The organism is Lysobacter tyrosinilyticus (genome assembly GCF_054779815.1).
Genome location: NZ_BAAGXN010000001.1, coordinates 57,873 through 82,664, shown reverse-complemented (window position 1 = coordinate 82,664; position 24,792 = coordinate 57,873). Strand labels below are relative to the sequence as shown.

Sequence of the window (24,792 nt, the reverse complement as noted above, 5' to 3'; positions counted from 1 at the left end):
GTGAACAAATGGATCCGCCAGTTCCACCGCTGGACATCGATCGTCTTCACGCTGACCGTCATCGCCACGTTCGTCGCCCTGGCACAGAAGACGCCGATGGTCTGGGTGTCCTACGTACCCTTGGTGCCCTTGGCCCTGCTCGCAGTGACCGGTCTCTATCTGTTCGCGCTGCCATATGTCGCCAAGTGGCGCGGTAGGCAGCCCGCCGACGGATAGGTGGGACTGGACTTCTCACGGATCACAGGAAAGGAAAACTCATGAAGAAGACCGGAAACGGTGCGACTGCCGGTACGGCCGCCCAGCTGATCGACGCACGCATCAAGGAGCTGAGCGACTGGCGCGGCGAGACGCTCGCTCACGTGCGCAAGCTCATCCAGCAGGCCGACCCGGACGTGGTCGAGGAATGGAAGTGGGGCGTGCCGGTGTGGTCGCATGCGGGCATCCTGTGTACCGGCGAGTCCTACAAAAGCGCGGTGAAGCTGACCTTCGCCCAAGGCGCCTCGCTGGACGATCCATCCGGGCTGTTTAATTCCAGCCTCGAAGGCAACACGCGACGCGCGATCGATATCCGCGTCGACGACGAGATCGACGAAAAGGCGTTGCAGGCGTTGATCCGCGCGGCCGTGGCGCTCAATGCCGCTGCCTGAGCCAGGGCACGATTCGGGCGGCGTAGTGGGTCAAGTTGATGCAGACTTGATCCCTAGCCAAACCCGAGTCGCCGCGGAGATCTGCATGAAAGCAATGGTGCTACTGATCGGAATCCTGATTGCCGGTGCGGCGCAAGCGGAGGTCAAACCGTCTGCCCGGCCGCAGGCCATCGAGGTCAGCCCACAGGCGGTCAGAACCTTGAGCAATCCCGACATGCAACTGTCGGTACTCAAGCAGCAGATGGCACTGCTGCAACAGAAGCAGGCCAAGCAGCAGGAGGAGATCGCATCGCTGCGCGAGCAGAATTCGCAGCTCGCGTCCTGTCTGGGCCGATTGAAGAGCGAGCTCAAGGACCTGAAGCATCCCGGCACGAGCGACGCTGGGGTAGTCGTGCAGACGAAGTCGATCTACGAAACGGAAACCGACTCCTGTCCCTAGCGGATCAAGCGATCCGCCGACCGATCGCCTAGATCGCTAGCCTGCAATTTCAAGGTCTCCTCCGAGAGGCCGGCGATCCATCGAGTCGCATGGCGTACGACGGATCAGTCGCCACTTCCCTGCCTGGCCAGCCCGTAATCTTCGCAGTAGCTGCGAAGCTTGTTGGAGACTTCCTGCCACGGCGCCGATACCGGTGTACGCAGCACTTCCCAGTTTTCTTTCAGTTCGGGCTCGATGTCTTCCCAGCGCGTTCCGCAACAGCGGTTGCGCGCGATGCGCATCAAGGCAAGCAGCGTCAGGTCATTGGCCGCGGAGTCGAAACGGTTCATGCCGGTTCCCTCGAATAGCGTCGCTCGACGCCGGGAAAAAATAGATCGCTTGGCGTGAAGTCCGAGTCGGCGATGCACGCCGGTCGCGCAGCCGCTTCGGCGTGCATTAATGCTTCAGCTCGCTGACGGTTGGAATTCGCACAATCGCGACAAAGCCAAATGGGCGGCTACAGCTGTCGTGCCGGATCGCTCAGTTCCAGTTCCCGCAGCACCACGCCTGCCTGGGTGCGATTGCGAACGCCGAGCCGGTCGAAAATCGCGGTGAGGTGCGCCTTTACCGTGCGTTCCTGCACATCGAGGCGATCGGCGATCTGCTTGTTGAGCAGGCCTTCGGCGACCAGCACCAGCACGCGGAACTGCTGTGGCGACAGGCTGGCCAGGCGCGCGGCGAGGTCGGCGTCGTGCACGCTGGAACGCGCGCGCGACACCGGTGCGCGCAGCGCGGCCGGCAACCATTGTTCGCAGCCGAGCACGGTGCGGATCGCCTCGCGTAGTTCGTCCAGCCCGGAGCTCTTGGGCAGGTAGCCGGCGGCGCCGTGATCGAGCGCGCGCCGGATCACGCGCGGATCGTCGTTGGCCGACACCACCACCACCGCCACGCCCGGGTACTGCGCGCGCACCGCAGCCAGACCGGCGAGGCCGTGGTTGCCGGGCATGTGCAGGTCGAGCAGGACCAGGTCGATGTCGGGCTCGGCTTCCAATGCGGCGAGCACGCCCTCGAGCGAATCGGCCTCGCGTACCTGCAGGTCGGCGACGGCATCGGCCGCGGCACCGCGCAATGCGGCACGGAACAGCGGATGGTCGTCGGCGATGAGCAGGGTGGGCATGCGGAGGTCAGAGCTCGCGCGTCATGAACGTACTGTTGGCATCCTCGGCGTACTTGCCGAAGGGTTTGCATTCGACGAAGCCGGCCGACGCATACAACCCGCGTGCCGCTTCGAAGTAGGCCATCGAGCCGGTTTCGAGGCTCAGCCGGCGATAGCCGGAGGCGCGGGCCTCGGCGATCAGGTATTGCAGCAGCGTGCGGGCGACGCCCCGGCGCAGATGGGCGCGGGCGGTACGCATTGTCTTGATTTCGGCGTGGGTGGCATCGAGGTGCTGTAGTGCGCCGCAGCCCAACAGCGCGCCGTCATCGTGCAAGGCCCACACCCGAACGTCCGGGCGACGCAAACCGTCCAGATCGAGCGCATGCTGGCTCTCGGCTGGCGCGGTGGCCTGCATCGCCGCGCGGTGTTCTTCGAGCAGCGCCACGAATGCGGAACTATCCAGATCAGCGCGCGCTATCCGCATGGCCTACTGCACCGTCCAGCCGCCATCCACATCGATGGTGTGTCCGGTGATGTTGCGCGCATGCGCGGACATCAGGAATGCGGTGATCCCCGCCAGTTCCTCGAACGTGATGAACACGCCCTTCGGCATCGGCTTGAGCATCACCTCGCTCACCACCTGCGCTTCGGGGATGCCGCGGGTGCGGGCCTGGTCGGCGATCTGCTTGTCGACCAGCGGCGTCTTCACGTAGGTCGGGCAGATGGTGTTGATGGTGATGTCGGTGCCGGCGGTCTCCAGCGCGAGCACCTTGGAGAAGCCGAGCAGGCCGTGCTTCGCCGCGACGTAGGCACTCTTGTACGGCGACGCGACCAGCGAATGGATCGAACCGATATTGACGATCCGGCCGAAGCCGCGTTCGCGCAGGCCCGGCAGCAGGGCGCGGGTCAGGCGCGCGACGCCGACCAGCATCACGTCGACCAGGAACTGCCACTTCTGCATCGGGAATTCTTCCAGCGGGGCGACGTGTTGCAGGCCCGCGTTGTTGACCAGCACGTCGACCGGGCGCGACACCGCGGCCAGTGCGGCGGCGATGCTGTCGTCGGAGGTGACGTCCAGCGCCAGCGCTTCGGCAGAACCGCCATGGGCGCGGATGCCCTGCGCCACGGTCTCGGCGGCTTCGCGATTGACGTCGGTGACGACGAGGTGGTGGCCATCGCGCGCGAGCGCTTCGGCGATGCCGGCGCCAATGCCGCTGCCGGCGCCGGTGATGAGGATGCAACGTGGGGTGGAAGCCATTGGCGTGTGGGGTTTGCGTCGAGACCCTAAGCCTAGCAAGCGCGCATGGCGCGAACGTGGTACGAAGGTACGATGCCGGGGTCGGCACGGCTTGTTAGGCTCGTCGCATGACACTGTCCCACCCGCATCGCGCGCTGCGCATCCTCGCCACGCTTGGACTGGCGACAGGGCTGGTCGCATGCGTTTCGACGGGTCCACGCCTGGGCAAGGACTCGACCATGTTCTATGCACTGCGCACCAGCGAACACCGCGGCAACGACGATCTGCTGACTGCCGGACTCGGCCTCGATGGCCTGCGCGTGCCGTCCGCACCCGCGTTTGCCGATCCCGTGTACCCCACGCCGGCGGAGCTGCGCCGGCGGGCGATATGGAGCAACTGGCGCGGCATCGCCGATCTCACCCCCGCGGGCAGATACGGTGAGCTGTACGGCAGCACCGCGAACGTGCCCGGAGTCGAGTTCCATGCGATGGCGAGCGTGCCGGGAGCCGCGCAACCGCACCGCGTGATGGTGCAGGTGCCCGACGCGTTCGATCGGAGCCGGCGCTGTCTGGTCGTTACCGCGTCGTCGGGTTCGCGCGGCATCTACGGCGCGATTTCCGTCGCCGGCGGTTGGGGTCTGCCCAGGGGCTGCGCCGTCGCTTACACCGACAAGGGCGCCGGCACCGACTACTTCGATCTCGATGCGGGGCTCGGGGTGGCGATCGACGGCGCTGCGCAAGCGGGCGATGGTCCGCTGGCCTTCGCACCTACGCCGGACAGTGGCCACGGCATCGCGTTCAAGCACGCGCACTCGCGCGACAACCCGGAAGCCGATTGGGGACGGCATGTGCAGCAGGCCGCGCGCTTCGGCCTGCAGGCGCTGGACGAAGCCTTTCCGGAACTCGCGCCATTTACCTTCGCCAACACGCGCGTGATCGCGGCGGGCATTTCCAATGGCGGCGGCGCGGTGTTGCGCGCGGCCGAAATCGAAGGCCACGGCGATGAAGCCGACTGGCTGGATGCCGTGGTCGCGGGCGAACCGCAGCTCACCGTCGATGGCGCCCGGCCGATGTACGACTACGCCACCGAAGCGGGCTTGTTGATGCCGTGCGCGTTGCTCGACGTCGACGATCTGCCGGCCTCGCCGCTGTCGGCACAGATCAGGCAATTCGCGCCGCTGCGTTGCGCCTCGCTGGCGGCGGCGGGCGTGTTGCCGGCCGGCGACGTGCGCGCGCAGGCACGCGCCGCGCATGCACAACTCAATGCGAGCGGCTGGACCGATGCGACCCTGCGCGCGAGTGCGTTGTCGGTGGATTTCGATCTGTGGCGTGCTCTCGGTGCGACCTACGCGTCCGCGTATGGCCGCTACGGGGTCGGTGAGCATCCGTGCGGCTTTTCCTTCGCCGCGCAGAATCCGGATTTCAGTCCGCGCGCCGCGACCGCAGTCGAACGCGCGGCGTGGTGGAGCGATGCCAGCGGGATTCCGCCGGGCGCGGGCGTCGGCTTGATCGACACCAAGCTGGCCGCACCGGATTTCAGCTTTCCCGGTGTGCAATGCCTGCGCGCGTTGTGGACCGGCGACGGAATCGACGCGCAGCGTGTGCGCCGCGGCGTGGCGGAAGTGCGCGCAAGCCTGCCGCGTAAAGGCGTGCCGGTGGTCGTGGTGCACGGTCTCGACGACAACGTCGTCCCGCCCGCGTTCTCCAGCGCCCCCTACGTGGCCAAGGCGCAAGCCGCGGGGCGCGATGTACGCTACTGGCAGGTGCGGCACGCGCAGCACTTCGATGCATTTCTGGCGTTGCCCGACTATCGCGCGCGCTATGTGCCGCTGCTGCCCTATGTGTACGCCGCGCTCGATCGCGTGGCCGCACACCTGGACGCCGCCGCGCAACCGTTGCCCGGCGATGCCGTGATCGAAACCGTACCCTCGGCGGGACTGACGCCGCGGTCCCTGGCGATTCCTTCGCACTAGCCGATCAAGCGGGTCGAAGTCCGCGGCATGCAACCTCGAATCGTCGGCTATGCTGCGCGGCCATGCAGCACGCACCGGGGATGCGATGCGAAACGACACCAAGACGCCACGCGGCGCGGCCCGCTGGTCGCCATGCCTGTTGGCGCTCACACTCGCTGCGTGCGGGGCGCGGGATGTGCCGCCCGGCAATGCCGACGTTCGCTCTGCGCTGCGTGACGCCGTCGATCACGTCAACGATCGCGGTGGACTGCACATCAACCTCGGCTCGGCCGGTGGCTTCAAGGATCTGCACTTCGATATCCGCGTGCACGGCGTGATCGTGCACAGCTGCAAGGGCCAGCAGCGGGTTTACGTCTGCGACATCGAGTATCGCGCCAGCTTTCCGCCAGTGAAGGACGAACAGGAGTGGGTCCCCACCACCGTCACGCTGTTCGATGGCCCCGGCGGTTGGCGGGTCATCGAATGAGCGCCTGTTTCGCCCATGCCATCGCCATCAGATCCGAGCCAATGACTCCATTCCGCCGTTCCGCGTTGTTCGTGCTGCTGTCCGCGCTGCCCCTCGCCGCCTTCGCGCAATCGAGCGCGCTGCCGATGCCGCTTGAAAGCAAGGATCCCGCCAAGCCGCTGGAGATCCTCGCCGACCAGACCTGGACCGGCGACGACGTGCGCCCCCAAGGGACCGAGTTCAGCCGCCTGGATGTGGGCAGCTTCAAGTACGACGCCGGCAAGGGGCCGGTGACGCTGGTCGTCGATTACGCGGGCGCGCGCCCCGACAAGGGCGCGGACAGCGAGGCGATCATCGATGTGGGGATCGAATGCCCCGAAGCCGGCACGCCGTGCGCGATTCCGATCGACAAGTGCGTGATCGGCATTCGCAGCGCCTACATGGGCGAAAGCGTGGTCAAGGTCGACGGCACGCCGGAAGCGACCTGGGTCGGGCGCGAGTCGCACGACTACCGCTTCGACGACGGCACCGTGGTCCAGGTGCAGCTCTCGCTGGGGGAGCGCCAGAACCTCGATCCGAAGGCGATTCGCGCGCGCCTGTTCTACGGCGACTACGACCGCGCGGCCCTGCCCGGCCAGCAGACCCGCGGCGGGCTACTTCTGAAGATTGTCGCCGCGGTCGGCGTGATGGTCGCGCTGTTCCTGTGGTGGATGCGCCGCGCCTGAGCGAGTCCGGGGCGACTTTTGCGCCCCACCGCGCGCTAGGCGACAATCGCCGCCCTTCTGTTTACCCGGCTGTCGTAACCCGTGAACGTCCAAGAACTGCTGGCCTTCGCCGAACGCAATCCCATGCTCTCGCTGGGCCTGGTCGCGGTCACCGTGGCACTGATCTACACCGAGATCGCACGTCTGTTCCGCGGCTACAAGGCGCTGCGCCCGGCCGAACTGACCGCGCTGATCAATCGAGACAACGCACTGGTCGTCGACCTGTCGGCGAGCAATGACTTCGAGAAGGGCCATATCGCCGGCAGCAAGTCGGTGCAGCTCAGCCAGTTCGATCCCGAGAACAAGCTGCTGGCCAGCGCCAAGTCGCTGCCCGTGGTGGTGGTTTGCCGCAACGGCCAGGCCTCGGCCGATGCCGCCAAGCGCCTGAAGAAGGCCGGCTTCGAGCAGGTCTACTGGCTGGACGGCGGCGTGGCTGCCTGGCAGCAGGCCGACCTGCCGCTGGTGAAGGGCCGCGCCTGATCTGCGCCGGGGGCGCTGGCCGCCCCTTGCGAATCGTGCTGGGCCGCCCCACGTCGAGTCCTGCGGCAGTCTTCCCAGTGAAACGGCCGACTCATACGGCCATGCCATAATCACCGTCTTTTCCGATATTTCTCTTGTTTGGAGTTACACCGATGTCCGAAGAAATTGCCAACGGCACTGCCCCTGAAGCCACCGGACCGGTGTTCACGGTCGAGAAGATCTACGCCAAGGACGTGTCGTTCGAAGTGCCGGGCGCCCCGGCCGTGTTCAACGAACAGACCCAGCCGCAGCTGCAGATGAACCTGCAGCAGGCCGTGCAGCGTCTCAACGACAACGCCTACGAGGTCGTGCTCGGCATCAACCTGACCTGCGCCGTCGGCGACAAGGCCATCTACGTCGCCGAAGTGAAGCAGGCCGGCGTGTTCGGCCTGGCCGGCTTCGACGCCGCCACGCTCGACGGCATGCTCGGCGTACATTGCCCGACCGTCCTGTACCCGTACGCCCGCCAGCTGGTCAGCGACCTGATCCAGGCCGGCGGCTTCCCGCCGTTCTTCCTGCAGCCGATCAACTTCGAAGCCCTGTACGCCGAAGGCCTGCGCCAGCGTGCCGCCCAGCAGGCGACGGATGCTGCGAACCTCGCCGGCGCCGAGACCGCCGGTAACGCCTGATCGCTGCGCAGCAAGGCACCGGCCCCAACGTGGTCGCGCAAGCGCCTGCAACCGTTGCGGTGGTCGGTGCCGGTTCCTGGGGCACCGCGCTCGCCGCACTGATCGCCCGGCACGGTTGCAAGACCGTGCTGTGGGGCCGCGATGCCGAGTGCATCGCGGCGATCAACGCCCGTCACGAGAACCCGCGCTACCTGCCGGGCATCGCCCTGCCGGACAGCCTCACCGCCACCACCGATCTCGCCGCCTGCGTCGACGCGGCCGACCTGGTGCTGGTGGTCGTGCCTTCGCACGCCTTCGCCGAAACCCTGCATGCCCTGGCGCCGCACCGGCCCGCGCGTGCAGGCGTGGCCTGGGCGACCAAGGGCTTCGAACCGGGCAGCGGCCGTTTCCTGCACGAAGTCGCGGCCGAAGTCCTCGGTGATGACGTACCGCTGGCCGTAGTCACCGGCCCGTCCTTCGCCAAGGAAGTCGCGCTCGGCCTGCCGACCGCGCTGACCGTGCATTCGGATACCGCGGAATTCGCACAGGCGGTTGCCGACGTGCTGCATGGCCCGGCGTTCCGCGCCTACACCGGCGACGACATGCTCGGTGCCGAACTCGGTGGCGCGATGAAGAACGTGCTCGCCGTGGCCACCGGCGTCGCCGATGGCATGCAGCTCGGTCTTAATGCGCGCGCCGGTCTGATTACCCGCGGCCTCAACGAAATGTTGCGCCTCAACCAGGCGATCGGCGGCAAGGCGGAGACGCTGATGGGTCTGGCCGGTCTCGGCGACCTGGTGCTGACCTGCACCGGCGATCTCTCGCGCAATCGGCGCCTCGGTCTTGCACTCGGCCGTGGTCAGTCGATCGCCGATGCGGTGCGCGAAATCGGCCAGGTGGTCGAGTCGGTGCAGACCGCCGACGAAGTGATGCGCCAGGCCGACAAGCATGGCGTCGAGCTGCCGATTTCCAGCGCCGTGCAGCAGGTGCTGCACGCCGAGCTGACCCCGGCCGAAGGCCTCAAGCTGCTGCTCTCGCGCGAGCAGAAGCCGGAATACCCGGTCGGCCTGTTCGGCTGACGCACGTTCCCGGCCGCGCTGCTGCGGCTCTCGCAACGCCTGCCTCGCTCAGCGCTGCACGATTTCGTGCGGCGTCTGCGCGTGGACTTCGGTTGCCTGCGTCCGACCTGCGGCGATCGTCGCCACGGCCATCAGCAGCAACGCAAGCCAATTGCGCAGCCGCGATTGCTTGTATTCCCCGCGATACATGTGCGTTCCCCCTGTCTGAGCCAACGGCAGCGTTCCGCGATTGCGGACACGTTCGCCTGGAGGAGTGCAGACAAAAAGAAGCCCGGCAGAACCGGGCTTCAAATCGCGACATTTCGAGGGGGAGAGAGAGATTTGTCGCGTGTAGCGTCTAGTAGAACGGACCGGCAGGGGAGGAACCGGCCCGTTCCACCCGACCGGGTTAGAACGACAGTCGCGGACCGATGAAGTACTGGGTGTCGTGGTCCGAGACCTTCACGTCGCCGGTGAGGCCCCAGTTCTGGTTGAACTTCACCTGCGCGCCGACGCGACCGTAGAAGTCGCCATCCGCGTGTTCGCCATCTTCGTAGCCGGCCAGCGCATAGCCTTCGAAGTGCGGCGCGAGCGCGCTGCGCACGCCGACTTCGGTGCTATAGCCATCCCGGCGATCGGTGAAAGAACCCGCTTCAACCTTGTCGTTTTCATAGGCGACGCGAGCGAGAAGATCGGTGTTGCCGGCGATCGGGCGGTTGTAGCCCAGGCCCGCGCGCCAGTGGTCCATCTCGATGGGGAGCCCATCGTATTCTTCCGAGGTGTAACCGCCGAAGACATGGAAGTTGTCGGAGATCGCGGCTGAGCCGTTGAGGTTCCAGCCATCGGTATCCACGCTGCGATCGCGGTGGGTGTTGGAGTAACCGCCTTCGACATAGTTGTACGACAGGCCATCGGCCGCGGAAGCGGTGAACGGGAGGGCGGCGGCAAGGGACAGGGCAAGCAAGAACTTCTTGTTCATAAGGTCTCAGCCTTTTCTTTTGTTGGGGGCCGGACCCTGACTGGGGAAATCCGCGGGGAAACGGGCCGGATCCGGTGTTCGCAGTATCCAAAGGCGGTCCGAATCCGGCCTTAATAGCGAACGCTCAAGTACAGGAACTATCCAGCTGGGGTGAGGTCACCCGCGTGCGTGCGACAACACAGCGAGCTGCGCGTGTGAGCGTCACGGTCACGTGCAGTGCCTAAGATGGTCGGCATTCGAACCTGCGAAGACGCTCCATGGACACGCTGCTGCAGTTGATTGCCACGTATGGACTGCTGGTGGTGTTCGTCAGCGTGTTTCTCGACCAGGGCGGGATTCCGATCCCGGCGTATCCGCCGATCATCGTGACCACCGCGATCACCGTCGATGCCGGCCATGGCTGGTGGCCGGTCCTGCTCGTCTCCGCGCTCGCGGCCGTGCTCGCCGATGCGATGTGGTTCGTCGGCGGTCGGCGTCTGGGCGCCAGACTCCTGCAGCTGATGTGCCGGCTGTCGCTGTCGCCGGATTCGTGCGTGCGCAGCACCCGCGGCATCTACGCGCGCTGGGGCGCGGCGTCGCTGATGGTGGCCAAGTTCTTCCCGGGTTTCGCCGCTGTAGCGACCACGCTGGCCGGAGAAACGGGCACCAGCACGCGTCGCTTCCTGCTGTTCGACGGCATCGGTGCGCTGTTGTGGTCGGGCGTCGCGGTGGCGTTGGGCGTGGTCTTCCACCGAGCGGTGGATCGCGTTTTGGTTCGGCTCGAACAACTCGGCCACTACGCGATCCCGTTGCTGCTGGGCGTGGTGATCGCATTCCTCGCGTGGAAGTGGCTGCGTCGTCGCCACTTCCTGCAACAGTTGCGTATGGCGCGCATCTCGGTCGAGGAACTGCACCAGTTGTTGCAGAGTGCGGCACCGCCGCTGATTCTGGATGTGCGTTCGCCCCAACAGCGCGCTGGCGGCTGGATTCCCGGTGCGGTGTTCGCGTTCACACCCGCCGATGCCGATATTCCGGTGCGAGAGGAAGTCATTGTTTACTGCGATTGCCCGAACGAGGCATCCGCGGCCGTGCTCGCGCGCGAGTTGCAGCGCCGTGGCTTCCGCCGCGTGCGCCCCTTGGCCGGCGGTTTCGAAGCATGGAAGGCCTCGGGTCGCGGGATCGATCTTCCTACGGTCGTGGAGGCGCTGGCCCAAGCCGCGTAGACGGAGCACGAAAACGCCGCCGGGAGAATCCGGCGGCGTTTTCCGTTGCGCGTCGTGATCAGAAGTCGAAGCGGACCTGCAGCTGCGCGAGGTCGGCATCCGCGTCCTCGATTTCGAAGCGGCTGTATTCGCCGCGCAGCGCGACGCGATCGGTGAAGCGGTACTGCGCGCCCACGCCGTACGTCGGATCGCTACCGCTGTCGTCACTGTTGCCGGTCAGGCCAGGCAGCGAGGTATCGACGTTCCAGCGATGCAGACCGGCCTTGGCATAGGCCGAGAACTTTTCGGTGATCGGTAGCGTGCCGACTGCGGTGAGGTAGGCGCTGTCGCCTTCGAGCGCGGGGCCGGCAACGTCCGGCTCGATCTTGCCGAAGTCGACATAACCCGTTTCGACGCCGAAGTACTTGTTGAATTGGTAGCCGCCGAACACGGAGAACGCGGTGTCTTCATCGTCGTAGGCGCCTTCGTCGACGAACGACTGGCCGACGCCGGCACCGGCGTAGAAGCCAGGTTCCTGCGCATTCGCAGCGAATGCGGCGACGCCCAGGGTGGCGGAGAGGAGTAGGGAAGAAAGCAGCTTGGTCTTGCGCATGGTTCTAGGTTCCTTGGGTCCGGTCGCGGCATGAGCCGTCGCACCGGCGCGTGGGTCCGGACCCAATGTCCGGACGGCCATCGCCGCGGAACCTGTGTATGGGTCGCAATTGGCGGAACAATTGCGTTGATCGCGGACTATCCATCCCATCAGCGGGATGGTGCAAAGGCGCGTGCGATCAGTGCGCGGGGACGATCCGCCACACGGTATTGCCGACGTCGTCCGCGACCAGCACCGCACCACGAGCGTCTACCGCAATCCCGACCGGACGCCCGCGCGCCTGGCCCTGTGCATCGAGGAAGTCGATCAGCACGTCTTCGATCGCCCCCGCGGGTCGGCCATTGGCGAAGGGCACGAACACCACCTTGTAGCCGTTGGGTGGATTGCGATTCCACGAGCCGTGCAGACCGATGAAGGCTCCGTTGGCGTAGCGCGCCGGCAACAGCTTGCCGTCGTAGAACGCGAGACCGAGCGCGGCGACATGCGCGCCGAGCGCGTAGTCGGGCGCGATTGCACGCGCGACCAGGGCCGGATCCTGCGGCTGCACCCGCGTGTCGACGTGCGCGCCGTAGTAGCTGTACGGCCAGCCGTAGAACGCGCCTTCGCGCACCGAGGTGAGGTAGTCGGGCACGAGATCATTGCCGAGTTCGTCGCGCTCGTTCGCCACGGCCCATAACGCACCACTCTGCGGTTGCCAGGCCAGGCCGACCGGATTGCGCAGGCCGCTGGCATATACACGGCTCGCGCCGGTGGTGATGTCGATTTCCTGGATCGCCGCACGCCCGGCTTCGATCGCCATGCCATGCTCGGCGATGTTGCTGTTGGAGCCGACGCCGACATACAGCTTCCGGCCATCACGACTGGCGAGCAGGCTCTTGGTCCAGTGGTGATTGCGCGGCGCGCCTGGCAGGTCGGTCAGTTTTACCGGCGCAGCAGAAATTTGCGTCGTGCCGCGTGTGTACGGAAACCGCACTACTGCATCGGCATTGGCGACAAAGAAGTCGTCGCCGACCAGCGCCATGCCGAACGGCGACATCAGGTTCTGCACGAACACGCTGCGCGTTTCGGCAACGCCATCGCCGTCGGCGTCGCGCAGCAGGGTGATGCGGTTGGGGCTGGGAATCGCCGCGCCGGCCTTGGCGAACGCCTTCTTCATGAAGGCGCCGCGGATCGGATTGTCCTGCGGATCCGGCGTCGACGGCCGGTTGGTTTCAGCAACGAGCACATCGCCGTTGGGGAGCACGTACAACCAGCGCGGATGCACCAGATCGGTGGCGAAGGCGCTCACCGCAAAGCCGGTGGTCGCGGTCGGCGTCACGCCCGCCGGCCAGCCGGTGGCGGTGGCGACCTTCACCGTGGGTATCAGCGAAGAGGAAGGTTTCACCAGCTCGGGATTAGGGCCGGTGTCCTCGCGCGCGGTGAGCCGTGCGGATCCGCCGCAGGCGCCCAGTGCAAGCACCAGGGCCGTGGTCGAGAGGAACAGATGGGCGCGGTGCATGGCGGCCTCCTCGATGAGGCGGCGAAGCCACGCGGGCTCCGCCTGCGTGCGCAGCGTGGTCCCGCAACTATGAAGTCGCCGTGAGAATGCGTGAACGCCGCGTCATCGCGCGGCGTGCCAGCGCCATTCGAAACCCGCGGTGAAATTGCGGCCAGGCGCGGGCTCGTAATAGCGGCGGTTGGCTTCGTTGACGATCACCGAACCGGCGTAGCGGCGGTCGGAGAGATTGCCGATGGCGACGAACACGCGGCCCGTGCCCGCCTGCGCGCGGAAGCCATAGCCACCGCTCGCGCCCAGCACCGTGTAGGCCGGCGCGCGCTCGTCGTCGAAGTTGTTCACCGACACCGCGCCCACGTGCTGCGCATCCAGACGTACCTGCCAGCCGGCATCGCCGCCCCATTGCGCGGCTGCATAGAGATTCGTGCGCGGCACGCCGGGGATGCGCGTGCCGGCGGCGACCGGCGTGCGCGCGACGGGACAAGGCGTTGCAGCGCAGGCGAGGAAGCCATCGCGAAAGCTCGCGTCGAGCCAGGTCAAAGCGAACTCACCATGCCAGCGCGCACCCAGCGGCCAACCGGCCGACCATTCGATGCCCTGCCGTCGCGCCGCACCCGCATTCTGGAACGTGGTGCGACCGCCGCTGCTGGTGGCGACGGTGAGTTCGTCGTGCGTATCTGCGCGGAACAGCACGAGTTCCGAAACCGCCGCGTCGCGCGCGAACTTCACACCGGTCTCGACGCTGCGCGTGCGCGCCGGACGCAACCCGAAATTGGGGCCGCTGCCGCCATCGCTGCGATAGGCGAGCTCGTTGAAGGTCGGTGTTTCGAAACCACGGCCCCAGGCCGCGAACCAGTGCCAATGCGGTGATGCCTGCCAGCCAAGCGCGGCCACGGGCGAAGTCGCGCGGTAATGCACTGCACCGCTGTCGTCGGGATTGCCGGGCGCGATGTAGCGATCGCGCGAGCGGAAGCGGATGTCGTTGCGACGCAGCCCGGTCATCAGCGTCCACGCCTGCGCCGGATGCCAGCTCGCCTGCGCATACTGGTCGAACGCGCGCACCTCGTCGTCCTGCGAAAGCCGGAGCGCACCGCGCACGCCGAGTCGGGTGCCGAGGAAGTTCTCGTAGCCATGTCGGTTCTGCTGCTGTCGATCCAGCGCCAGGCCCACCACGAGTTGCAGCGGCTGGCCCAGCAGCGACGCGCTGCGTGTCCAGCGCGCGTCCATCCCCGCATACGGCGACGACAGATCGATCACGCCGCCGCCGCTGAGCGGATTCGCCTGCGCATTGGCCGGAATCGCGAGGTACTGGGTGATGTCGCGTTCGCCCGCATAGGCGAGAAATCGCCATTGGCCATCCACGCTTTCACCGTGCGAAAGGGTGAGGCCGAGCTGGCGCTGCGCGACCGACTTGCGCGTATCGAAGCGCTTCGCCGCGTCGCTGGCCTGCGCCGGATCCGCCTCGAACTGGGCACGATCCAGGCCGAGCGGATCGAGGGCATTCGGCGCCGACAATGCATTGGCCACCAGCGTGAGTGTCGAATCGCCGCGCTCCGCGGTCAGCTTGGCGTTCAACAGCGTGCGTTCGGCGCGACTGTGCTCGCGATAACCGTCCGTGGCGAAATGGTTTAGGCCGAGCACGTAGCCGATCCCGCCACGCGCGTCGCGAAGTTCGGCACCGATGCGCCGATTGCGATCACTGCCGGCGGCTGCATCCAGCGTGACTTCGCCGGGCGTGCTGCCATCCACGGTGAACAACTGGATCACGCCACCGGCGGCATTGCCGTACAACGCCGAGAAGGGGCCGCGCAGCACCTCGATGCGCGCGCCGTCGAGCAACGGGAAATGCGAAAGCTGGCCTTGCCCGTCGGGCATCGTCGCGGGGATTCCGTCGACATACAGGCGCACCCCACGGATGCCGAAGCTCGCGCGCGTGCCGAAGCCGCGGATCGACAGCTGTTCGTCCTGCGCATAGTTTTGCCGCGAACGCGCCAGCACACCGGGTACGCCACTCATATGCTCGGCGACCGTCGCGCCGAGGCCATCGTGGTGCGCCTCGCGCAGTGGCACCACGCTGACGGCAGCAGGCACATCCGTGACATCCGCCGGCATGCGTGTGGCGGTCACTTGCACGCGGGGCAGCGTGGGAATCTCCTGCGGCGGCGCGGCCGCGGCGATCGGCGCGGCGGCGAGCAGCGCGACCCAAGCGATTCCATGGCAACGGCCAATTGGCATGCGCGCTTTCCATCCCAGCCGCATCGCAGCGTACACGGCGATGCGGCTGGGATGGAAAGCGCGCCGCGAGGGACAGCGGCCAAGGCGCGTGCGGAGTATCAGTGCGCGCAGGATTCGCAGCAGGGCGCAAACGGATCGCGCCGGATTTCACCGGCGCGATTGTGGGTTGCCAGCTACGCGAGCGCTCTCGTTACGACAGTCGCTCCGCGTATTCCGCTTCCAGTCGGGTGTGGGTGCGCCACAGGCCATCGGGCGTGCCACCGCTCATGCGCGCGCGCAGGATGTTGAGGTGCGCGTGCCAGCCGGCCGCGACGCTGAGCATGCCTTCGCGCGTGGCCAGGCGTGTATGAGTGACCACGAGGCGGACCTGGGAGCCTTGCGCGGTGAGGTCGAAGCGCACGTGCGAGGGCGTCTCGCCATCGCCGAAGGTGAAGGCGAGTACGCGCGGCGGGTCGAAGGCGAGGATCGTGCCGCCCATGCGGGCGTCGTCGTATTCGGCGTACTTGGCCGGCGGCGGGTCGTCGTTCTCGGTCAATGCGGAGTTGTGGAACTGCAGGGCGATGCGGCCGCCCTCACGCGGCTCCATCGTGCCGCCGGCGAACCACTGCGCGCGCAGATCCGGATCGGTGAGGTAGTCCCACACGCGATCGATCGGACCAGGCAGCAGGCGTTCGACGCGCACCGTGTCGGGGGCGGTACGGATGCCGTAGTCGGCTTCAAGCAAGGCGAGGTTCATGGCTTTCTCCTTGGGGGGCGGGGCTTGCGGGTGGGTTGCGGGGACGGCTTCGTCGCCCGTTTCGCGGCGTCCTCGGCCTTGAGCAGGGCCTCGAGGGTGTCGAGCTTGTGGTTCCAGAAGCGCTCGTAATGGCGGATCCATTCCGCGCCGGCGTGCAGCGGACGTGCGTCGAGCCGGCAGGTGTGGACGCGGCCCTGGATCTCGCGCTGGATCAGCCCGGCGCGTTCGAGCATCTGGATGTGCTTGGAGGCGCCGGCGAGCGAAATCGCATACGGCGCCGCCAGTTCGCCGACCGTGCGCGGCTGCGTTGCGAGATCGCGCAGCATCGCGCGGCGGGTCGGGTCGGCAAGGGCGCGGAAGACGTCGTCGAGTTGTTCGGATTTATCAACCATGAGGTTGAATATACGCCGGAGCGGGCGATTGTCAACTTTATGGTTGAATTAAGTTGGCGGGGTGCTGGCGGCCCCTCACCCTGCGCTGCTGCGCAGCGCGGTCCCTCGCTCTGCCCCCGGCCCTTGCGCGTAGCGCAAGGGCGTTCAGTCGGGCGTGCGCCAGTGGCGCACAAACGCCCGCCTTCACCCCGCAAGCGGGAAGAGGGAGCGCAAGCGGGCAATCCTTTTTCCTTCTCCCCGCTTGCGGGGAGAAGGTGCCCTAAGGGCGGATGAGGGGCAGCCGCGCAGCGGCGCAGGTGGCAACTAGAGGTTGCGTCACTCCCCCTCACCCTGCGTTGCTGCGCAACGCGGTCCCTCTCCCCGCAAGCGGGGAGAGGGATACGGCACGGGGGGCAGAGAGGCGCGCTGCGTAGCGGCGCAACCGCTCACGTCATGCAAACCGCTTCCACATTGTTCCCATCAGGATCAATCAGGAACGCCGCGTAATACGTCGGCGCGTAATCCACGCGCAGCCCCGGCGCCCCGTTGTCGCGCCCGCCATTGGCCACGCCCGCGGCGTGGAATGCATCCACCGCCTTGCGATCGGGCGCCTGGAAAGCGACATGCGTGCCGCCCTTCGCCTTGGTGTTGTCGTACAACCACAACGCCGGCGCGCCTTGGGGGCCGAGGCCGGCGCCGCCGTCGTAGCGCGAATCCAGCACATGGCCGAGGGGTGCGAGCACGGCTTCGTAGAAGCGCACGCTGGCGTCGAGGTCCTTCACTTGCAGTCCGAGATGGTCGTACATGGCGGGTCTCCGGTTGGGGAGCCCAGCTTCACGCCGCGGCGCGCACGGTTCTTGGCAAAAATTGCGGTTTGAAAACCACTCAGTGCCGGCGACGTTCAAGCCGCTGCGCCAATGTGGCGATGCGTTCGCGATCGCCGCGCGCGGCATGCCGGAACTGGCGCGGCGGCAACCCGGCGACACGATGGAAGCTGCGCACGAAATTGGACAGGTCGGTGAAGCCGGCTTCGAGCGCGATCTCGGTGACCGGCGTTTCATCCGCGGCCAGCATGCGCGCGGCGCGGCGCAGGCGCGCGCGGAGCAGGTACTGGTGCGGTGTGACCCCGACCACGCGCGCGAACAGGCGCAGGAAGTGCCAGGCGCTCAAGCCGGCCTGTGCTGCGGTGGTTTCGAGGTCGATGTCCTCGTGCGCGTGATCGTCCAGCCATAGCGCGGTCTCCACCGCACGACGACGATCGCGTGCGGTGGCCTGTAATGGCGTCCGCCGACGTCCGTCGGCCACGGCGAGATAGCGCGCGACCAACAGCAACCCGGCTTCGTCCACGCCGAAATCGTTGCCACCGTCCGCGGCGCTCTGCGCCAGTTCGCCCAGCACCATCAGTTCCGGCAACGGCGGCAGGCCGCCGGCGCGCCAGTGCTGCGGCTTCGCGCCGAAGCCGTCGGCGAGTTCGGGCGCGAGCTTGAACGACAGGCATTCGTCGCCGCCCTGATGATGCGCATGCGTGCACACGAACTCATCGCCGGCGTGACCGACCAGTACCGAGCCGGCGACCAGTTCGCATTCCTCGCCGCGCGCCTGATAGCCGAAGCTGCCGCGCCGCACGTACGACACCGACGTGCAGTCGTGCTGCTCGGCATGCGTCGGCGTATGCGGACCGGCGAGGCAGCGGAAATCGAGCACCGACAACGCGCCGCGATGCAACGCGGTCACGCGCATCGTCGGATCGGAATCGCGGATCGGCGGCGGGGGCCCGGACATGTGGCGAAGGGTACGCCGGTCCACGCTGCGCGGCTGTAACGATCCTGGCGGCACTGCGTTCCCGCAGCGCGCGATTTCACGCGCCGCCGGCGAACCCGTGCTGGCGCCAGGCTTCGAACACCATCACCGCGACGGTGTTGGACAGGTTGAGGCTGCGGTTGTCCGGCCGCATCGGCAGGCGCAGGCGTTGTTCGGGAGGCACGCTCTCGAGGACATCCGCGGGCAGGCCGCGCGTCTCAGGACCGAACAGGAAGGCGTCGCCAGGGCAGTAGTCGATCTGATCGAAGCGGGCGCTGCCGCGCGTACTCAGCGCGAAGACGCGCGGTGCGGCGCCGGTATCGCTGGCGATCGACGCGAGTGCATCGGCCAGCGACTCGTGCACGCGCAACGTCGCGTACTCGTGATAGTCGAGTCCGGCGCGACGCAGTTGCGCGTCCTCGAGGGTGAAGCCGAGCGGTTTGACCAGATGTAGTTGCGCACCGGTGTTGGCGCACAACCGGATCACGTTGCCGGTATTGGGCGGGATTTCGGGCTGGAACAGGATGACGTGGAACATGGAGGCGTCGCGAGCGGCCATTGGTCGGCGTGGATGATGGTTTTGCTTTGTAGAGCGGAGCTTGCTCCGCTGCTCCTGCCCTTGTAGATCCGAGCCTGCTCGGATCGTTCTTGATCCGGCGGGAAGGGCGCGCCGAGCAGGCTCGGCGCTACGCAAAGGCAGCGGAGCAAGCTCCGCTCTACAAGGCGGAGATGCTCGCGTCACCACGCCATCGAGGTGCCTTCCCAATTGAGGAAGCGGCCACTGTCGGCATCGGTTACTCCGGCGAGCACGCGCAGCAGACCGGTGACGGATTGCGTCGCGGTGATCGGTGCGCTCTCGCCGCCCATGTCGGTCTGCACCCAGCCCGGACACAGCGCGATTACCTTCATCCCGCGCGGCGCCAGCGCCTTGGCCAGCATCACCGTGGCCATGTTCACCGCGGCCTTGCTGATGCAGTAGCTGGGTGAGCGGAATTCGGTGCGCGTGCCCAGCGACGACATCATCGAAGACATGTTGGCCACGGTGGCGCCGTCGGCGAGCTGCGAGTCCAGTGCCTGGGTAAGCAGGAACGCGCCCATCGCATTGGTGCGCAGGCTGTCCTCGAGGATCGCCGCACTGACATGGCCCCAGCGTTCGCCCGAATGCAGCACGCCGGCGTTGTTGATCAGCAGGTCGATGCCGTCCACGACCAGCGGCAGCTCGTGGGCGAAGGCGATGCGCGACTTCTCGTCGGCCACGTCCAGCGGCAACACATGCAGGCGGCCGGGGTGGTCGCCGGCGAGGTGGTTCAGCTCGTAGGCCTTGCCCGGGTGGCGGCAGGCGGCGATGACATGGTCGCCGCGGGCCAGCAGCTGGTGGACGAATTCGAGGCCGAGGCCGCGATTGGCGCCAGTGACGACGCTGCGGCGGGGAGGCGTGGCGGGCATGGGGTTCTCCGGCGGAGGCCGCACCAGTATCGGCGAAACACCCCCGGAATCAGGGGGTGGGCGCGGCCATGGGAACTGCAGGCTGGCCGGCCCAGTCGGACGGGCATCGGCCATCAAGCGACAGGACTGGGATATTGCCGCGCGCTGCGGCGCGTTCATCATCGTGGCGGGCTTTCGGATGGCTCGCGGCGCGCCGCGAACGGGACTTGTGACCCATGCCCCGCCCCGACGGGGCTCGTACGATGCCGCCAGCCGGTGGTAGGGGCCAACCATCGTGTGCCCGTTTATCTCGCTTCATTAACAGGAGTTCTTGCATGTCCTTCGCTTCGCTCAAGCGCGCCGCCACACCGCGTGCCGCCGTACTCGCCGTTGCCCTGGCCACCGCGATGGGTGGTGCGGCATTCGCCCCGCAGGCGGCCTATGCCAAGGCGCCCGCCGCCAACGTCGCGATCCCCTACGAGGAATTCACCCTGCCCAACGGCCTGCGCGTGATCGTGCATACCGACCGCAAGGCCCCGATCGTGGCGGTGAACATCTGGTACCACGTGGGCAGCAAGGACGAACCCCTGGGTCGCAGCGGTTTCGCGCACCTGTTCGAACACCTGATGTTCAACGGCTCGGAAAACCATCCGGGCGAATACTTCGTGCCCTTCAAGCAGGTCGGCGTGACCGATCAGAACGGCACCACCAACACCGACCGCACCAACTACTTCGAGAACGTGCCGAGCACTGCGCTCGACATGGCGCTGTGGATGGAATCCGATCGCATGGGTCACCTGCTCGGCGCGATCGACCAGCCCACGCTCGATGAGCAGCGCGGCGTGGTCCAGAACGAGAAGCGCCAGGGCGAGAACGAGCCCTACGGCCAGGCCTTCGACGTGCTCACCGAGATCATGTATCCGAAGGGCCACCCGTATCACCACACCGTGATCGGTTCGATGAACGACCTCAACGCGGCTTCGCTCGAAGACGTGAAGAACTGGTTCCGCACCTGGTACGGCCCGAACAACGCCGTGCTGGTGCTCGCCGGCGACATCGACGCGAAGACCGCGAAGGAGAAGGTCGCCAAGTACTTCGGCGACATCCCCGCCACGCCGACCATGGCGCAGCCGAAGATCGATCCGTCGCCGCGTGCGGAATCCACCCGCTCGGTGATGCAGGACAAGGTGCCGCAGACGCGCATCTACCGCCTGTGGAACGTCGCCGAATACGGCGCGACCGACCTCGACCGCCTGCAGCTGCTGGCACAGGTGCTCGGCGGCAGCCGCAGCTCGCGCCTGGACAAGCGCCTGCTGCACCAGGACAAGCTGGTCGACAGCGTCTCCGCCGGCGCCTACGCCTCGCAGCTGGGCTCCAACTTCGTCATCACCGCCGACGTGAAGCAGGGCGTGGACGCGAAGAAGGTCGAAGCGGTGATCGATGAGGAGCTGAAGAAGCTGCTCGCGCAAGGCCCCAGCGCCAGCGAACTGAGCCAAGCCCGTACCGTGTTCAAGGCCGGCTTCATTCGCGGCATCGAGCGCATCGGTGGTTTCGGCGGCAAGGCCGACACGCTGGCCGAATGCACCGTCTACACCGGCAAGCCGGATTGCTACCGCGACAGCCTGAAGACCATCGAGACCGCAACTGCGGCTGATCTGAAGACGGCTGGCCAGCGTTGGCTGGGCAAGGGCGACCACACCCTGGTGATCGAGCCGGGTGCGCGCACCGCGCTGCCGGAAGAACCGGCCGTCGCGGCGACCGCGTTGACCCTGCCGAAGGTCGATGCCAAGTACAAGACCACCGCTGGCGCCGATCGCAAGACCGGCGTGCAGGTGCCGAAGAACTTCCCGGAACTGAAGTTCCCGTCGCTGCAGCGCGCCACGCTGTCCAACGGCACCACCGTGGTCCTGGCCGAGCGCCATGACGTGCCGGTCGTGCAGTTCAGCTACCTGTTCGACGGCGGCTACGCCACCGACACGGGCAAGAAGCTGGGCACCGCCAACTTCACCCTGGGCATGCTTGACGAAGGCGCGGGCCAGTACGACGCGCTGGCCTTCGGCGATCGCGCCGAATCGCTGGGCGCGAGCCTCGGCGCCGGTGCCTCGCTGGACGGCGGCAATGCCTACCTGTCGTCGCTGAAGGAGAACCTGGACCCGTCGCTGTCGCTGTTCGCCGACATGCTGCAGCGTCCGCGCTTCGAAGCGAATGACATCGAGCGCCTGCGTGGCACCTGGCTGGCCGGCATCGCCCAGGAGAAGGCCGAGCCGAACGGCGCCGCCACCCGCGTGCTGCCGCCGCTGCTGTTCGGCGCCAACCATCCGTATGCGATGCCGCTGAGCGGCACCGGTACCGAGGAGTCGATCAAGGCCTTGGGCCGCGACGATCTGCTCGCCTACCACCGCGCCTGGGTGCGTCCGGAGGGCGCGACCCTGGTCGTCGTCGGCGACACCACGCTGAAGGACATCGTGCCGCTGCTCGAGAAGCACTTCGGCAACTGGAAGGTCGAGGGCGCCAAGCCGGCCGCGCTGCAGATCCCGCAAGTGGCGCGTCCGACCCAGCCGCGCGTGTTCCTGATCGACCAACCCGGTTCGGTGCAGGCCAACATCTACGCCGGCGAGCTGATGCCGTCGACGATGGACCCGGGCGCGATCAAGCTCGACATCGCCAACACCGTGATCGGTGGCGACTTCACCGCGCGCCTCAACATGAACCTGCGCGAAGACAAGCACTGGTCGTACGGCGCACGCAGCTCGCTGCGTGATGCGCTGGGCCAGCGTCCGTGGCTGGCGGTCGCGCCGGTGCAGATCGACAAGGCGTCCGAGTCGATGGCCGAGATGCGTCGCGAGATCACCGAGTACACCGATGGCAGCAAGCCGGCCACGCCGGCCGAAGTCGCGCGCATCCAGGCGATCAAGATCCGCAGCCTGCCGGGTGCGTACGAGACCGCCGGTTCGGTGATGGGCACGATCGCGGGCATCGTCCGCTACCAGCGTCCGGACGACTACGTGTTCAAGCGCAAGGCCGAGATCGAAGGCATGGACGCGGCGCAGGTGAACACTGCCGCCAAGGCGATCGATCCGAAGGCCCTGACCTGGGTCGTGGTCGGCGACCTCAAGCAGATGGAAGCCAAGGTGCGCGCGCTGAACATCGGCGAGGTCATCATCCTCGACGCCGACGGCAAGCCGGTGGGTTCGAGTAAGCCGGCGAAGTAAGGTCGGCGAACTCACCCCGCTTGCGTTGCTTCACCCCTCTCCCCGCTTGCGGGGAGAGGGACCGCGTTGCGTTAGCAACGCAGGGTGAGGGGCCGTGGCGCGATCGCGAAAAGCGCCCCTCATCCGCCCTTCCCTCCGCGGGCTATCGCCCGCTTCGACCTTCTCCCCGCCAGCGGGGAGAAGGGCAAGAACAAAAAAGGCCCGCACCGCGGGCCTTTTTTCTGAGTCCATGACGCCGGTTTTTGCCTGATTCACCCGCGCCGGCAACAATGAGCCGCATCGCTTCCGGAGATGTCGCATGCGCCTTGCCGTGGTTGTCGCTTCCATTACCGTCCTCTCCGCCCTGTCGGGTTGCACCTGGGTCCACATGGCCCCGGGCGCCTCCGCGGTGCGGGTGATCCCCGCCGGCGCGGCACCGACCGGCTGCCAACAGCGCGGCGAAATCACCGTCACGGTGACCAACAAGGTCGGCTTCTACGAACGCAATCCGGTGCGCGTGCGCGAGGAGCTGGAGACGTCGGCGCGCAACGAGGCACCCGCCCTGCAGGCCGACACCATGCAGCCGCTGAGCGAGCCCAAGAACGGCGAGCAGCGTTTCGCGGCCTATCGCTGCGCCGGTTGACCGGTACCAGAGCGGCCGCAAGCGCCGATCGGAATGGTCGGGGCTGGGTGCCGCCCAGCCTCGGCCGGACGCGAACCGTGCGCTGGCGTATGCCAGGCCCGCCCGCCGGGTAGCCCTGACCTGCTCGTTTGAGGGGCTTTCCCGGCCTGAACCCGGCATCTTCCCGACCCCTTGCCGGGACTTGCGACCGGCGGCCGGTGCATCCATGTCGACAAAGCGTTAATCTGACGCGCTTTGTTCGCCACACGGTTGCCCGCCATGCTGTTCCAACACGTTGCCATCGCCGGTCTGGCCCATATCGACGCCCCGCGTCGTCTGACTTCCGACGAGATCCACGCCCGACTCAAGCCGACGATGGACCGTCTGGGCATCAAGGCCAACGTGCTGCAGGACGTGGCCGGCGTGAACGAACGCCGCCTGTGGGACGGCGACGTGCTGCCGTCCGATGCCGCCACCCTCGCCGGTGTGAAGGCGCTGGCCGACGCCGGCATCGACGCCGACCGCATCGGCCTGCTGGTCAACACCTCGGTCAGCCGCGACTACCTCGAGCCGTCCACGGCCTCGATCGTGTCCGGCAACCTGCGCCTGGGCGAGAACTGCCAGAACTTCGACATCGCCAACGCCTGCCTCGCATTCCTCAACGGCATGGACGTGGCGAGCCGCATGATCGAGCGCGGCGAGATCGAATACGCGCTGGTCGTCGATGGCGAAACCGCCAATCTCGCCTACGAGAAGACGATGGAGCGCCTGAGCAAGGAAGGCGTCACCGCCGAGCAGTTCCGCGACGAGATGGCCACGCTGACGTTGGGTTCGGGCGCCGCCGCGATGGTGCTGGCGCGTGCCGAACTCGTGCCGGGTGCGCCGCGCTACCGCGGCAGCGTCACCCGCTCGGCCACCGAGTGGAATCACCTGTGCCGCGGCGACGTCGCCCACGACCGCATGGTCGCCGACGGCCGCATGCTGATGATCGAAGGCGTGAAGCTCGGCCAGAAGACCTTTGCCGCCGCCAAGCAGGCGCTGGGCTGGGTGGTCGAGGAGCTCGACGAATTCGTCATCCACCAGGTCAGCAAGGCGCACACCCAGGCCTTCCTCAAGGCCTTCGGCATCAGCCCGAAGAAGGTCATGACCATCTTCGGCGAGCACGGCAACATCGGCCCGGCTTCGGTGCCGATCGTGCTGAGCAAGCTGCGCGAAATGGGCCGCCTGAAGAAGGGCACGCGCGTGGCGCTGCTCGGCATCGGTTCCGGCCTGAACTGCTCGATGGCCGAAGTGGTCTGGTAAGGCGCGCGGTTCACGCA

The 24,792-nt window shown here is 67.0% G+C and carries 28 protein-coding genes; 13 read left to right on the top strand and 15 right to left on the bottom strand.

Going from position 1 to position 24,792, the window contains the following annotated elements:
- From ACYVGK_RS00390 to ACYVGK_RS00380, 3 genes are all read left to right on the top strand, one after another.
- Entirely contained in the window at nt 1–216 is a 216-nt protein-coding gene (locus ACYVGK_RS00390) for a hypothetical protein (RefSeq protein WP_460731243.1), read from the top strand.
- Nucleotides 217–257: 41 nt separating this feature from the next.
- Entirely contained in the window at nt 258–647 is a 390-nt protein-coding gene (locus ACYVGK_RS00385; RefSeq protein ID WP_460731242.1) for a DUF1801 domain-containing protein, read from the top strand.
- An 85-nt stretch (nt 648–732) separates the two neighbouring features.
- Nucleotides 733–1,086 (top strand): hypothetical protein, encoded by a 354-nt coding sequence (locus tag ACYVGK_RS00380; RefSeq protein ID WP_460731241.1) that lies wholly within the window; start codon nt 733–735, stop codon nt 1,084–1,086.
- Between the two features lie 104 nt (nt 1,087–1,190).
- Here the strand turns inward: ACYVGK_RS00380 and ACYVGK_RS00375 are convergent, their stop codons facing one another.
- The 4 genes from ACYVGK_RS00375 to ACYVGK_RS00360 form a co-directional block, all read right to left on the bottom strand.
- The gene (locus tag ACYVGK_RS00375; protein ID WP_460731240.1) at nt 1,191–1,415 is read right to left on the bottom strand and encodes a hypothetical protein; all 225 of its coding nucleotides are present in this window, start codon (nt 1,413–1,415) and stop codon (nt 1,191–1,193) included.
- A gap of 167 nt (nt 1,416–1,582) precedes the next feature.
- Nucleotides 1,583–2,242: a response regulator transcription factor gene (locus ACYVGK_RS00370; protein WP_460731239.1), complete on the bottom strand. Its 660-nt coding sequence runs from the start codon at nt 2,240–2,242 to the stop codon at nt 1,583–1,585.
- A gap of 7 nt (nt 2,243–2,249) precedes the next feature.
- Entirely contained in the window at nt 2,250–2,705 is a 456-nt protein-coding gene (locus ACYVGK_RS00365; RefSeq protein ID WP_460731238.1) for a GNAT family N-acetyltransferase, read from the bottom strand.
- A gap of 3 nt (nt 2,706–2,708) precedes the next feature.
- Nucleotides 2,709–3,479: a 3-hydroxybutyrate dehydrogenase gene (locus ACYVGK_RS00360; protein WP_460731237.1), complete on the bottom strand. Its 771-nt coding sequence runs from the start codon at nt 3,477–3,479 to the stop codon at nt 2,709–2,711.
- 107 nt (nt 3,480–3,586) lie between these two features.
- Here ACYVGK_RS00360 and ACYVGK_RS00355 point away from each other — a divergent pair, with 107 nt between their 5' ends.
- The 6 genes from ACYVGK_RS00355 to ACYVGK_RS00330 all read left to right on the top strand — a co-directional run bounded on the left by ACYVGK_RS00355 (nt 3,587) and on the right by ACYVGK_RS00330 (nt 8,846).
- Nucleotides 3,587–5,431: a 3-hydroxybutyrate oligomer hydrolase family protein gene (locus ACYVGK_RS00355; RefSeq protein ID WP_460731236.1), complete on the top strand. Its 1,845-nt coding sequence runs from the start codon at nt 3,587–3,589 to the stop codon at nt 5,429–5,431.
- An 85-nt stretch (nt 5,432–5,516) separates the two neighbouring features.
- The gene (locus ACYVGK_RS00350) at nt 5,517–5,897 is read left to right on the top strand and encodes a hypothetical protein (protein WP_460731235.1); all 381 of its coding nucleotides are present in this window, start codon (nt 5,517–5,519) and stop codon (nt 5,895–5,897) included.
- Nucleotides 5,898–5,938: 41 nt separating this feature from the next.
- Entirely contained in the window at nt 5,939–6,601 is a 663-nt protein-coding gene (locus ACYVGK_RS00345; protein ID WP_460731233.1) for a hypothetical protein, read from the top strand.
- A gap of 81 nt (nt 6,602–6,682) precedes the next feature.
- On the top strand, nt 6,683–7,120 hold the full coding sequence (locus ACYVGK_RS00340; RefSeq protein WP_460731232.1) for a rhodanese-like domain-containing protein: 438 nt from the start codon (nt 6,683–6,685) through the stop codon (nt 7,118–7,120).
- 152 nt (nt 7,121–7,272) lie between these two features.
- Nucleotides 7,273–7,788: a protein-export chaperone SecB gene (secB, locus tag ACYVGK_RS00335; RefSeq protein WP_460731230.1), complete on the top strand. Its 516-nt coding sequence runs from the start codon at nt 7,273–7,275 to the stop codon at nt 7,786–7,788.
- A gap of 29 nt (nt 7,789–7,817) precedes the next feature.
- Nucleotides 7,818–8,846, top strand: coding sequence for an NAD(P)H-dependent glycerol-3-phosphate dehydrogenase (locus ACYVGK_RS00330; RefSeq protein ID WP_460731229.1), 1,029 nt, complete (start codon nt 7,818–7,820; stop codon nt 8,844–8,846).
- A gap of 48 nt (nt 8,847–8,894) precedes the next feature.
- Here the strand turns inward: ACYVGK_RS00330 and ACYVGK_RS00325 are convergent, their stop codons facing one another.
- Together ACYVGK_RS00325 and ACYVGK_RS00320 are read right to left on the bottom strand one after the other, a co-directional pair.
- Nucleotides 8,895–9,035: a hypothetical protein gene (locus ACYVGK_RS00325; protein ID WP_460731228.1), complete on the bottom strand. Its 141-nt coding sequence runs from the start codon at nt 9,033–9,035 to the stop codon at nt 8,895–8,897.
- 199 nt (nt 9,036–9,234) lie between these two features.
- Nucleotides 9,235–9,804 carry an outer membrane beta-barrel protein gene (locus ACYVGK_RS00320; RefSeq protein WP_460731227.1) on the bottom strand — a complete coding sequence of 190 codons (570 nt, stop codon included), beginning with the start codon at nt 9,802–9,804 and terminating at the stop codon, nt 9,235–9,237.
- Between the two features lie 257 nt (nt 9,805–10,061).
- Here ACYVGK_RS00320 and ACYVGK_RS00315 point away from each other — a divergent pair, with 257 nt between their 5' ends.
- On the top strand, nt 10,062–11,006 hold the full coding sequence (locus tag ACYVGK_RS00315; RefSeq protein WP_460731226.1) for a rhodanese-like domain-containing protein: 945 nt from the start codon (nt 10,062–10,064) through the stop codon (nt 11,004–11,006).
- Nucleotides 11,007–11,064: 58 nt separating this feature from the next.
- Here ACYVGK_RS00315 and ACYVGK_RS00310 read toward each other — a convergent pair whose 3' ends face one another.
- The 9 genes from ACYVGK_RS00310 to ACYVGK_RS00270 all read right to left on the bottom strand — a co-directional run bounded on the left by ACYVGK_RS00310 (nt 11,065) and on the right by ACYVGK_RS00270 (nt 19,681).
- Nucleotides 11,065–11,598: an outer membrane beta-barrel protein gene (locus ACYVGK_RS00310; RefSeq protein ID WP_460731225.1), complete on the bottom strand. Its 534-nt coding sequence runs from the start codon at nt 11,596–11,598 to the stop codon at nt 11,065–11,067.
- 178 nt (nt 11,599–11,776) lie between these two features.
- The gene (locus tag ACYVGK_RS00305; RefSeq protein WP_460731224.1) at nt 11,777–13,096 is read right to left on the bottom strand and encodes a PQQ-dependent sugar dehydrogenase; all 1,320 of its coding nucleotides are present in this window, start codon (nt 13,094–13,096) and stop codon (nt 11,777–11,779) included.
- Between the two features lie 102 nt (nt 13,097–13,198).
- Nucleotides 13,199–15,328, bottom strand: a complete 2,130-nt coding sequence (locus ACYVGK_RS00300; protein WP_460731223.1) for a TonB-dependent receptor family protein — start codon at nt 15,326–15,328, stop codon at nt 13,199–13,201.
- Nucleotides 15,329–15,518: 190 nt separating this feature from the next.
- Nucleotides 15,519–16,064, bottom strand: a complete 546-nt coding sequence (locus tag ACYVGK_RS00295; RefSeq protein ID WP_460731222.1) for an SRPBCC family protein — start codon at nt 16,062–16,064, stop codon at nt 15,519–15,521.
- Nucleotides 16,061–16,456: an ArsR/SmtB family transcription factor gene (locus tag ACYVGK_RS00290; RefSeq protein ID WP_460731221.1), complete on the bottom strand. Its 396-nt coding sequence runs from the start codon at nt 16,454–16,456 to the stop codon at nt 16,061–16,063. The genes ACYVGK_RS00295 and ACYVGK_RS00290 overlap by 4 nt, the downstream gene beginning before the upstream one ends.
- Before the next feature lie 425 nt (nt 16,457–16,881).
- Nucleotides 16,882–17,241: a VOC family protein gene (locus ACYVGK_RS00285; RefSeq protein WP_460731220.1), complete on the bottom strand. Its 360-nt coding sequence runs from the start codon at nt 17,239–17,241 to the stop codon at nt 16,882–16,884.
- Nucleotides 17,242–17,320: 79 nt separating this feature from the next.
- Nucleotides 17,321–18,217, bottom strand: a complete 897-nt coding sequence (locus ACYVGK_RS00280; protein WP_460731219.1) for a helix-turn-helix domain-containing protein — start codon at nt 18,215–18,217, stop codon at nt 17,321–17,323.
- 76 nt (nt 18,218–18,293) lie between these two features.
- The gene (locus ACYVGK_RS00275; RefSeq protein WP_460731218.1) at nt 18,294–18,794 is read right to left on the bottom strand and encodes a tRNA (cytidine(34)-2'-O)-methyltransferase; all 501 of its coding nucleotides are present in this window, start codon (nt 18,792–18,794) and stop codon (nt 18,294–18,296) included.
- A 179-nt stretch (nt 18,795–18,973) separates the two neighbouring features.
- Nucleotides 18,974–19,681 (bottom strand): SDR family oxidoreductase, encoded by a 708-nt coding sequence (locus ACYVGK_RS00270; protein WP_460731217.1) that lies wholly within the window; start codon nt 19,679–19,681, stop codon nt 18,974–18,976.
- Nucleotides 19,682–19,995: 314 nt separating this feature from the next.
- Between ACYVGK_RS00270 and ACYVGK_RS00265 the strand changes: the two genes are divergently transcribed.
- The 3 genes from ACYVGK_RS00265 to ACYVGK_RS00255 all read left to right on the top strand — a co-directional run bounded on the left by ACYVGK_RS00265 (nt 19,996) and on the right by ACYVGK_RS00255 (nt 24,775).
- Nucleotides 19,996–22,872: a M16 family metallopeptidase gene (locus ACYVGK_RS00265; RefSeq protein ID WP_460731216.1), complete on the top strand. Its 2,877-nt coding sequence runs from the start codon at nt 19,996–19,998 to the stop codon at nt 22,870–22,872.
- Between the two features lie 298 nt (nt 22,873–23,170).
- Nucleotides 23,171–23,494 carry a DUF4156 domain-containing protein gene (locus tag ACYVGK_RS00260; protein ID WP_460731215.1) on the top strand — a complete coding sequence of 108 codons (324 nt, stop codon included), beginning with the start codon at nt 23,171–23,173 and terminating at the stop codon, nt 23,492–23,494.
- A gap of 258 nt (nt 23,495–23,752) precedes the next feature.
- Entirely contained in the window at nt 23,753–24,775 is a 1,023-nt protein-coding gene (locus tag ACYVGK_RS00255) for a 3-oxoacyl-ACP synthase III (protein WP_460731214.1), read from the top strand.
- The last annotated feature ends 17 nt before the right edge of the window (nt 24,776–24,792 follow it).